Consider the following 10,634-nt stretch of genomic DNA (forward strand, 5'->3'; position numbering starts at 1 on the left):
ATTTATGATTGACGCTTCTTTTATTACTCCTGATATGTATGATGAGTATAATCAAGTTAATGGTTTATTAGATCATACTAATGCTTTTCAACATAAATACGAATTTTATGAAAGAATTGCTAATGTTAATAACAATTTAATCCCAGTTATCAGTATATTACCGTCTAGAACGAGAGATAATCTTCAATTTTTATTTAAACTTGAAAATAGACAATACAAAAAAATTGCATTAAGAATAACGGATTTGTCACAAAGCTCAATTAATAACTTATTTGCATTATTAGCGGCATCATATGATGTTAAGAAGATGCTAGTATTATGCGATATAGGATCAATAGTTGGTGAAAATATCAATGTAATTCAAAATAGATTGGACTATATTTTACAGAGGCTTTCAATTGAATATGAGGGTATTGATGTTTCAATAATCTCAACATCATTTCCATCACAAAAAACACCTAACCGAGATGTTGGTGAAGCAACACCTCACCCTGAAACACCTAATCGAGATGTTTGGGATGTAATACCTAACCTTGACTTACTTCTATATTTTAACTTAAAAAGTTCATTTCAAGGAATAAACCTAATTTATGGAGACTATGGTGCAACTAACCCAACATCTCCAATTGAATATGTTCCTGGAATGCAAATAATACCATGTGTAACTTACTACGATAATTATAATTGGTATCAAATGAAAACGGGCAATAACCATGAATTTAATAAATTTATTGATTTAGCTAATTGCCTTGTTTCTGAAAATTTTTATCACGGTAATTATTTTAGTTGGGGAGACACTCAAATTTATAACATTGCAAATAAAACCATTAATAATGGTCATTCAGGAACATGGGATGGCATAAGGATTAATCAACATATTACTTCTATTGCCAGAATGCCTTAATGATACTGTAAATAAATTTGTGTATTTGCCTATTTTTAACTTATTCTAATGTACAAAAAATAGGTGAATAAAAATTGATGAAAAAAATCAAGAGAGTTAGTGACTGAACTAGCCAAAAACATGGAAACTCAAGACGATTTAGGCGTAAAAAATGCATAATTCAGTATAAATATTACGACTGAACATTACATTGTAATATTCGGTGTTTATTGTCTTATGAAATCGTTCACAAATCCTATTCGTCTGCGGGCTATAAGCTTTGGTTTTGGTGTGTTCAATCTCTGCTGGTTAGGATAAAGTTCATAAGCATGGCTTTCCTTTATGTCCATTATATTCTGTGCCTAGGTTGGTATGCGTAATAGTGGTATCTGTTCACTATCAAAAAAAGGAAGCGTTTTATCAGCTACAATTAAACTATTTTTTCAGTATAGACTTTGGTAAAAGCCAGCCTTGAATAGGTATCAATAAACGCTTGTTAGCCTATTTTGAGTGAGTTACAAACTAAATACTTATCAATATACTTTATGTATTAGTCAGCACATCATAATGATAGGCTTGTAGCAAAAAGATTAATGTTATTATTTTTCATTATGTTATAAAATAAAAACTTGAATAAAATCAATGGCTTTTCTGAATGATTTTTATCGTGCTCAGCTAATCTAATCTTTCATTATGATACATCCTAGCCCTTGTCCCTGATATTATGTACTAAGCTTGGTGCATCTAAACGAGCTTTATGTTGCCAATAAAGTGCTTTGATATTCTCAAATAGTTCATTTGATTTTGGTTCACGCTTTAGCCAAACATAATAACCTGATACGCTAACTTTTAACTGACGGCAGACTAGCGGTAATGGGTATGGCAACAAATGTTGCTTCATATATTGGTAATTCACCGACTTGGATGGTTGATAAAGTACACATGCGCCTTTTTTAGCATTTCATTGGCCATTTTTAGTGCTTTGTGTTTTTTCTAGCGCAATCATTTTTTGTTGCTCACAAGTTAGTTCACGTTTACTAGTTTTGTTAGGATTAAGTTGCCTAAGCCATTTATCCATCGTTGATTTATCAATACCTAAATAGTTAGCGGTTTTAGCCAATGAAAAATGCGCATTAGATAAAGCATAATCAACTGATAGTTATTTGAACTCTACGCTGAATTTTTTGACCATAATGTGTCCTCTTATGATTGTTAGTTATATCATGGAGGTGGCATTTACCCATCTTTTTGCGAGGGTCATACCGGTTTCAGCTACTTTTAAAGGTTTAGCTACTTTTAAAATAGTTACGATTTGATGTTCAGTCATTTTTTATCATTAAATCCCCTTTTACTTTTATCATAGAGAATTTTCTACTTTTTTGTTGCACTATTTTAGGAAGTTGTTACATAAAGCATGACCAAACAAATGTAAAAAAAGAGATGCACATTGATATTAAATGCATCTCTTGGTTTCTTTGTGTTTTATGTATAGTATTTAAAATGGAATATCGTCATCAAAATCCATTGGAGGCTCAGGCATAGCTGTGGGTTGAGGGGCTGAAGTTGGTGCACCTTGCATTGTTGGGCGAGATTGTGCTTCTGGCGCAGATGAATAATTATTGGCACTTTGTCCCCATGAACCGTTACTTGCTCCTTCGTTGTTATTGCGAGAACCTAAAATTTGTAATGTACCGCCTATTGGGTTAATAACAACTTCTGTCGTATAACGATCGTTACCTGATTGATCTTGCCACTTTCTTGTTTGTAATTGGCCTTCAATATACACTTGAGTGCCTTTTTTTATGTACTCACCTGCAATTTCGGCTAATTTACCAAAAACAACAACTCGATGCCATTCAGTGCGCTCACGAGTTTCGCCAGTCTGTTTATCTTTCCAGGATTCTGATGTCGCTAAACTAAGATTAGCAACCGCGTTACCATTCGGCATGTAACGAACTTCTGGGTCTTGACCTAGGTTACCAACTAAAATGACTTTATTTATTCCTCGATTGGCCATTATTAACTCCTAAAAATTGCATAAGTATTTTAAACTATGTATTGTAGCATGAGACTATAGTAATATCAGCGAATTTAATTCTATTAATGGAATTTTGTTCACATTTTGTAAAGATATAGAAACATTAGTCTAATCATAGGAATTTGTTACTATAACGAGTATAATACCCGACATTTGTTGATGTATTGTTCTAAACATATTCCCCCTACTGGAGACCTTATGATTAATGCGTTTGGGTTGAAAAACAAACAATTAGTAAAAATTAATGAAGACGATATAAATAATGCGACTTGGATTGATTTAATAGAGCCAGAAGAGGCCGATCGTGATTTTGTTTTAACACATTTAGGACAAAACTTAGCAACGAGTATTGAATTAGATGATATTGAAGCGTCAGCTCGTTTTTTTGAGGATAATGAAGGATTACATGTTCACTCTTTCTTTTTTTATGCTGATGCAGAAGATCGAGCAGGCAATTCAACAGTAGCATTTACTGTGCATAATGGGCGACTATTTACATTGCGAGAACGTGATCTTCCCGCATTTCGTTTGTACCGAATGCGCTCACGTTATCAAACTATGATTGATGGTAATCCCTATGAAGTATTGCTTGATTTATTTGAAGTTAAAGTGGAACAATTAGCTGATCAAATCGAAAATATTTATAGTGAATTAGAAGAGCTAAGCTCAATTATTATGGATCGTTCTGCACAAGAACATTATGATGAAGCGATTACCTCATTGGCAGAGCTTGAAGATACTGCATGGAAAGTACGCTTATGTTTAATGGATAGCCAACGTGCGGTTAACTATTTAGTTCGTCGTGCCAAAATGCCGACCGATCAGCTTGAACAAGCACGTGAAGTTATTCGAGATATTGAGTCGCTTGTTCCTCATAATGAATCGTTATTTCAAAAAGTAAACTTTTTAATGCAAGCTGCGACTAGCTTCATCAATATAGAACAAAGCCGAATTATTAAGATTTTCTCGGTGGTGTCGGTTGTATTTTTACCGCCAACTGTGGTTGCTTCTGCTTATGGTATGAACTTTGAATTTATGCCCGAATTAAAATGGGAATATGGTTATCCATTTTCGTTACTATTAATGTTGTTAGCGGGGGTTGCACCTTATATTTATTTTAAACTAAAAAAATGGTTGTAGTTCTTGGTTATTTTAAATAGTCTTTAAGACTTTTTCTCCGCTAAGCTAACTTAGCTTAGCGGAGCCTCGCCTAAGTAATATCATTAAGGTAAATTAGTTAAATGGTGATAAATAGTTCATAATATTACCTGTTGCACTTTGTGTAGCGGATAATATAAATACTGTTATTTGAATTAGTATAATTAATTTGTCACAGGAGGGAACAACATGAGTCAATATGCACTAGTTACTGATATTGGTGGAACCAATGCGCGATTTGCACTGTATGATTTAACAACTAATAAGTTATCGGCAATCACTAAAATTCTTATCTCAAAAAATGATGTTTTATTAACATTAATCAAAGATTATTTAGCATCCCAATCAGTAACTGTTAAAATGGCTTGTATTGCTATTGCTTGCCCAATTGATAGCGAGGATGTGATCAATCTGACAAACAATGATTTGTCATTTTCACGTTCTGAGTTGGTTCGAGTATTAAACCTTACAAAACTGGAAGTAATCAATGATTTTACCGCTGTGTCAATGTCGATTCCTCAATTATCGAAAAATGAATTAGTTAAAATTGAGGGGGGGGAGCCTGATTTAAATTATCCAATTGCAATTTATGGCGCTGGCACAGGGCTTGGTGTTTCTCATTTAATCAAAGTTAACCAACGCTGGGTTAGTTTATCTGGTGAGGGTGGGCATACAGAGCTACCGATGATTAGTGATGAAGAGGATCGTATTTTAGCTCAACTAAGAAAAAAATTTGGGCGAGTTTCGACCGAACGGTTTCTTTCAGGCAGTGGTATTGTTAATATTTATCAAGCTTTGTTACATATTAATAATAAACCTATAGAAGAGGTGACACCTGACATTATTGTCAACAAAGCTTTATCAAATAGTTGCCCACTTTGTTTGCAAACTTTAACTTATTTTTGTACCTTTATGGGTCGGTTTGGTGGTAATTTGGCTTTAACACTTAATACACAAGGTGGGGTTTATATTGCTGGAGGGATTGTACCGCGTTTTATTGAGTTTTTTAAAGCATCACCATTTAGAGAGGCATTTGAGCATAAAGGCCGAATGTCATATTTAGTCAAAAAAATCCCCGTTTATGTAATAACTCATGAGGATCCTGGGTTATTGGGTGCAGGTGTTTATTTGCAAAATAGTCTTAAATAAAGATTTATTGATAAGGTTTTATTTTATGATGTGGTGTTATATTTATCGAAGTACCAAAAAAGAAAACTGTTATTTATATATGGAACATGAAAATAACTTTTCAAGCATTCCAGATAAGATACTTTCGATTTTTGGTACACCAGTATTTGTGATGAAAGTATTACTTGATGGCAAACGACGTTTTGTTGTTGGCACTTCAGATGAAATCGAACAAAAAATAAAAACAGATGGCTTTTTCTTGCAGATGTTAAAAGAAGATGATTTTAAAGTATGATTGAACCATTTTGGGAATATAAAACGTTAGAGCAAATGAGCGACGAAGAGTGGGAACAACTTTGTGATGGTTGTGGTCAGTGTTGCCTGAATAAACTTATGGATGAAGATACGGACGAAATCTTATACACCAATGTAGCTTGTAATTTGCTTGATTCTAATACTTGTCAGTGTAAACATTATTATAATCGCTTTGATTATGAACCTGATTGCATTAAGTTAACACGTGAAAATTTACTTACTATCGAATGGTTACCTGTAACTTGCACTTATCGTTATTTTTCTGAAAAAGGCATGCTACCTGATTGGCACCCACTTATTACAGGAAATAAGAAGCTTATGCATAAGCTGAAAATATCGGTTAAAAATCGCATTGTCTATGAAAAAGATGTGATTTGTTGGGAAGATCATATTATCTAATACAGATCAGCATTATTGCCTTCTTTAAATTGTTGTTAAATATTAATTTTTAATAGGTATTTTTCTACTAATTTGGTATAGGTTATTAACAACTAAGTGATTTCTTATAGTTAAAAATCAGGTAGGAAGTTTAAATAAGAAGTGATTAATTTAGTCCTCAGTAGAAACAAAGGCGGCAATAAATAGACCTCGAATTATATCGAGGTCTATTAACAATGAGCTAAGGCGCAATAAACGCCTTTTCTTATATATGAGGTTTATTTTTTAGCTTGCTCAGCGGCTTTAACAATTGCTGCAAAAGCATCTGCTTTTAGTGATGCCCCACCAACTAATGCTCCATCAATATCTGGTTGAGTAAATAGTTCAGCGGCATTTTTGTCATTAACAGAACCACCATATTGAATGATTACTTGCTCAGCAACTTTAGCATCTTGTTTAGCTATATGGTCACGAATAAATTTATGAACAGCTTGTGCTTGTGCTGGAGTTGCTGATTTGCCAGTTCCAATTGCCCAAACGGGTTCATAAGCAATAACCGCGCCGTTAAATGCTTGAACTCCAAGCGCTTTAATTACCGCATCAATTTGGCGAGCGCAAACAGCTTGTGTTTGTCCAGCTTCGTTTTCTGCTTCTGTTTCACCAATACATAAAACAGGGACTAAACCAGCTTCTTTTATTACACCAAATTTTTTAGCAATAAATTCATCAGATTCTTTGTGGTAAGTTCGACGTTCTGAATGCCCAATAATTATATGACTAACGCCGATATCTTTTAGCATTTCAACAGAGACTTCACCTGTATAAGCACCAGACAGATTAATGCCGACATCTTGAGCTCCCAAAATAATATTAGAGCCATCTAACTGATGTTTTACCAAATCAAGGTAGACTACCGGTGGTGCAATTGCAATATTGCAAGCCGTGTTATTTGATAGCTCATTTCGTAGCCCTGCGACTAAGCTTTTAGCCATGTCGGTACTGCCATTGAGCTTCCAATTTCCCATAACAAGTGGTTTACGCATAATTTTCTCCAACTTAAAGTTTAAAATAGTGTTGATTTTAGAATGAATTCGGTATAATGATTAGCATTATACACCAAATAATTTGAGCTTGAGGAAAAATATGTCATTAGAAATATTGAATCAATTAGAGAGTAAAATCCAACATACTGTTAATACTATCACTACATTACAACAAGAGATTGCTACTTTAAAACAAGGCAATCAGGAGTTGGAACAGCTGATTAATGATAGTTCTGATGAAATGAAAGCGTTACGTGACGAAAACGACAAACTAAAACAAGATCAACAAATGTGGCAACAACGCATTCAAACTTTACTAACTAAAATAGGTGAAATTACCCAATAAGTTAGCTACTTTACCTGTAAACGCGACTTATGTCGCGTTTGTTTTATTTTTTACTAAATGCTATGACGAAACTTAAGTTTAATGCGAGAAGAGCTAAAATCATTATGGATCACTCAGACTATTCATTTAATTGAAAACGAATCTGGGCGGTTTGCAGATCAAGATATTAATAGACAAGTAAGAGCGATGCAGACATCACTTACTAATCGTATTGTGATGCGTGCTGTCATGTTGTCTAAAGAAAATGGTTTGCTTTCAGCGCAAAAAACATTATTACGTGCAGCAAAACTTTCTTTTATTATATTACTTTTTTTATCCACTATATTTGGGGCAACCTTGGCTTTTGGCGCTTTAAGCCAAGATCCGGTTAATTTGTATTGGGCTATTTTTAGCTTATTAGGCATGCATTTAGTTACCTTATTAATTTGGTTACTTTCTTTTTTCTTTTTTTCAAATCTTGGTGGTAGTTTACTTGTTTATTATTGGCTATGGCTGACTAAAAAATTTTCTCAGAAAAAGACAGTACAACAGCTTATTCCCGCTTTTGTTGAGTTATTTGGTGTACGTATCCGTTGGTTAATTGGTTTTGTTCTCAATCTTTTTTGGACCCTTATATTAAGTAGTGCGCTATTAGTATTAGTTGTTTTATTTTCAACTCAACATTATCGATTTGAATGGAAAACAACATTACTGAGTTCGGATGCTATTATTAACTTAACTCATTATTTAGGTTGGTTGCCTTCTTTAATCGGTTTTACCATTCCAAACAATGATATTATAAGACTCAGTGAACAAGCATTAAATGCCAGTGACGCACGTTCAGCTTGGGCAATTTGGCTACTTGGGGTTTTTTGTGTTTATGGACTAATCATTCGATTGCTCTGTATGGTGATTTGTGGGCTTAACTGGGTAATAAGTTGTCGGCAAATTAAATTAAATACTCAAACTGCCTGTTACCAATTATTAGCTAATGACTTACAACCATTGTTAGTTAATGTTGAAGATGCGGATAGTAAAGGAAAAGATAAGGTATCTCACTTAACCAACCACTTTATAGAAGATGGGCAAGGCGCTTTTTTGGTCGCCATTGACATACAGGAAGATTGGTCTCCACCAGATTCAGTTACTTTTTTAGGTTTTTTAAATACACGCGAGCAACGCCGTAACATTTTAGATTATTTACAATTATCGCCAGCTAAAAAATTATTAATTGCTATTGATACTGATAGGGCTCCTGATAGGGGAATGTTAAATTTAATTAATCAATTGATGAATAAATCACAACAAAACCGAATTTGGTTTATTAATCAAGGTAAGCAACTTAATAATTGGCAGGATTTATCACTACAATCAGCTACACCAACATGGTTAAACGAGGAATTTTAACATGTTAACAACATTAAAATTAGCTGTGGTAGGGCATTCAAATGTAGGTAAAACTTCGTTATTACGAACTTTAACTCGGAATAGTCGCTTTGGTGATGTTTCTGATAAACCTGGAACAACTCGACATGTTGAGTCTATTAAAGTGCCTTTAGATGAGCAAAAGTCAATCATTTTCTATGATACGCCTGGATTAGAAGACAGCTTGGCATTATATGATTACATTAATCAAATAACGCCAGCAAATAGTAGGCTTGATGGCGTTGATAAATTAACAAATTTTTTACAAAGTCCTGAAGCAGAAAATTCTTTTGATCAAGAAGCCAAGGTCATTAGGCAGTTATTAAAAAGTGATGCAGCTATATATGTTATTGATGTGCGAGAACCTATTCTTGCTAAATATCATGATGAATTGACTATTTTAGCCAGCGGTGATAAGCCATTGTTAGCCGTGCTAAATTTTACTGTCCATGAGGAAAAAAATGAAAAGGAATGGAAAAAATTGCTTTCACGTGTGGGGATTCATGCTATCATAAAGTTTGATGCTATAGTGTCTCCCATAGACGGCGAGGAGCGGCTGTACAAAAGCCTAGCTTTATTAATTGAACCTGCAAAGGTTATTTTAGAACAATGGCTAGATCACATTGTGCAAATGCGCGAATCTCGCAATCACAGTGCTAATTTGATTATCGCAGAAGCGTTAGTTGATGTCACTGCTTTTTATAAAATGATAAAATCAGATGACAAACAAGCTATTGTAGATATGCAAAATCAAGTAAGAAAGCGGGAACAATTAGCAATAAACGAATTGTTAAAACTTTATCAATTCAATTCTGTACTAGAGAGTGAAGAGCATTTACCTTTAATAAAAGGTCGTTATAATGCCGATCTATTTAATATAGATGCGCTAAAAACGATGAGCAAACAGCTGGCAAAAGGTTTTGTGTCAGGTGCAACTATTGGGGCAAGCATCGATTTAGCTGCAGGCGGAATTACGCTTGGCTCAGCAGCCTTAATTGGGGGCGCTGTTGGTAGTTTAATGCAAACAGCTAAACATTATGGCTCTAGAATGCGATACCAACTTTCTGGATATAGAAAATTAAGTATTGATGATGTGATTATTTGTTTTTTTTCTTTAAGGCTTATGAATCTTAAAGAAAGTTTAAATTATCGAAGCCATGCGAACACATCGCCTATTAAGTTATCAAAATTAGACAAACAAGAATGGGAAAAAGGTGTGTTGCCTAAAAGTTTAAAGGTAGCTAGACGTTATTCGCATTGGTCGACTTTAAATAAAGGAACAAAAAGAAATGATAAAAAATGGCAATCGACTATTAGGAACGTTGCTGAGCAGTTGCATTAGCACGCAGAAATGTTTTCTAATAATGACATTTGTTTTGTCTATTTTTATGCTATTTGGCTGTAGTTCTAGCCAACCTCAGGTTTCAGGCAAGAAAACTAAATCTGATTCGATTATGTTAGCTAAAATAGACTCCCATTATAAAAAATGGCAAAATACACCCTATCGTTATGGAGGCACCACGTTAGCGGGTAGTGATTGTTCTGCATTGGTAATGAATTTTTTCAAAAACAAACTGTCAAAAAACTTACCAAGAAGTGCTGCTGAGCAAGCTCGATTAGGTGTTAAAGTTAATAAGCCTAAAGCAGGTGATTTGGTATTCTTTAAGACAGGCCGTAGCCGCAGTGGTTTACATGTTGGGATTTATTATGCTAATGGTAAATTTTTACATGCTTCAACATCAAAAGGTGTGATTTATTCAAACTTGAATGATAGTTACTGGAAGAAGCATTATTGGATGGCACGCCGTTTAATAACTAGCAAAAGCTAAATCTATATGAAATTAAAGCACTCTAAATTCAATCTATTTAGAGTGCTTTAATGTTATTTTATTCTTTTCCTCTATAATTAAATAATTGATTTTTGTCTTAATTCACGCATTA

The 10,634-nt window shown here is 34.0% G+C and carries 13 protein-coding genes; 9 read left to right on the plus strand and 4 right to left on the minus strand.

Annotated features, from left to right (window positions below; translation table 11 throughout):
* On the plus strand, positions 1-904 hold a 904-nt coding region (locus A9G30_RS06320; protein WP_065588404.1), incomplete at its 5' end, for a beta family protein.
* Between the two features lie 682 nt (positions 905-1,586).
* On the opposite strand, the gene A9G30_RS06325 is transcribed toward A9G30_RS06320, so the two are convergent.
* From A9G30_RS06325 to A9G30_RS06335, 3 genes are all read right to left on the minus strand, one after another.
* Positions 1,587-1,784 carry a hypothetical protein gene (locus A9G30_RS06325; protein WP_141672025.1) on the minus strand — a complete coding sequence of 66 codons (198 nt, stop codon included), beginning with the start codon at positions 1,782-1,784 and terminating at the stop codon, positions 1,587-1,589.
* Between the two features lie 60 nt (positions 1,785-1,844).
* Positions 1,845-2,003 carry a hypothetical protein gene (locus A9G30_RS12945; protein WP_176700864.1) on the minus strand — a complete coding sequence of 53 codons (159 nt, stop codon included), beginning with the start codon at positions 2,001-2,003 and terminating at the stop codon, positions 1,845-1,847.
* Positions 2,004-2,378: 375 nt separating this feature from the next.
* Entirely contained in the window at positions 2,379-2,900 is a 522-nt protein-coding gene (locus A9G30_RS06335) for a single-stranded DNA-binding protein (protein WP_065582888.1), read from the minus strand.
* A gap of 219 nt (positions 2,901-3,119) precedes the next feature.
* Between A9G30_RS06335 and corA the strand changes: the two genes are divergently transcribed.
* The 4 genes from corA (at position 3,120) to A9G30_RS06355 (ending at position 5,921) form a co-directional block, all read left to right on the plus strand.
* The gene (gene corA, locus A9G30_RS06340; RefSeq protein ID WP_065568016.1) at positions 3,120-4,061 is read left to right on the plus strand and encodes a magnesium/cobalt transporter CorA; all 942 of its coding nucleotides are present in this window, start codon (positions 3,120-3,122) and stop codon (positions 4,059-4,061) included.
* 207 nt (positions 4,062-4,268) lie between these two features.
* On the plus strand, positions 4,269-5,228 hold the full coding sequence (locus A9G30_RS06345) for a glucokinase (protein WP_065588405.1): 960 nt from the start codon (positions 4,269-4,271) through the stop codon (positions 5,226-5,228).
* 25 nt (positions 5,229-5,253) lie between these two features.
* On the plus strand, positions 5,254-5,502 hold the full coding sequence (locus A9G30_RS06350) for a YcgL domain-containing protein (protein WP_176700479.1): 249 nt from the start codon (positions 5,254-5,256) through the stop codon (positions 5,500-5,502).
* Positions 5,499-5,921, plus strand: coding sequence for a YcgN family cysteine cluster protein (locus tag A9G30_RS06355; RefSeq protein ID WP_065582886.1), 423 nt, complete (start codon positions 5,499-5,501; stop codon positions 5,919-5,921). The genes A9G30_RS06350 and A9G30_RS06355 overlap by 4 nt, the downstream gene beginning before the upstream one ends.
* Before the next feature lie 257 nt (positions 5,922-6,178).
* On the opposite strand, the gene tpiA is transcribed toward A9G30_RS06355, so the two are convergent.
* A complete protein-coding gene (tpiA, locus tag A9G30_RS06360) occupies positions 6,179-6,943 on the minus strand; it encodes a triose-phosphate isomerase (RefSeq protein ID WP_065582885.1) in 765 nt (254 codons plus the stop codon).
* Between the two features lie 100 nt (positions 6,944-7,043).
* On the opposite strand from tpiA, the gene zapB reads away from it, so the two are divergent.
* The 4 genes from zapB to A9G30_RS06380 all read left to right on the plus strand — a co-directional run bounded on the left by zapB (position 7,044) and on the right by A9G30_RS06380 (position 10,522).
* A complete protein-coding gene (gene zapB, locus A9G30_RS06365; protein WP_065568020.1) occupies positions 7,044-7,289 on the plus strand; it encodes a cell division protein ZapB in 246 nt (81 codons plus the stop codon).
* Positions 7,290-7,370: 81 nt separating this feature from the next.
* Positions 7,371-8,675, plus strand: a complete 1,305-nt coding sequence (locus A9G30_RS06370) for a DUF2868 domain-containing protein (RefSeq protein ID WP_065588406.1) — start codon at positions 7,371-7,373, stop codon at positions 8,673-8,675.
* Position 8,676: 1 nt separating this feature from the next.
* Positions 8,677-10,035, plus strand: coding sequence for a GTPase/DUF3482 domain-containing protein (locus A9G30_RS06375; protein WP_065588407.1), 1,359 nt, complete (start codon positions 8,677-8,679; stop codon positions 10,033-10,035).
* 22 nt (positions 10,036-10,057) lie between these two features.
* Positions 10,058-10,522 (plus strand): C40 family peptidase, encoded by a 465-nt coding sequence (locus A9G30_RS06380; protein WP_065588408.1) that lies wholly within the window; start codon positions 10,058-10,060, stop codon positions 10,520-10,522.
* Positions 10,523-10,634 lie beyond the last annotated feature (112 nt).

It is taken from the genome of Gilliamella sp. Fer4-1 (genome assembly GCF_001690515.1).
Taxonomy (GTDB): Bacteria; Pseudomonadota; Gammaproteobacteria; order Enterobacterales; family Orbaceae; genus Gilliamella; species Gilliamella apicola_C.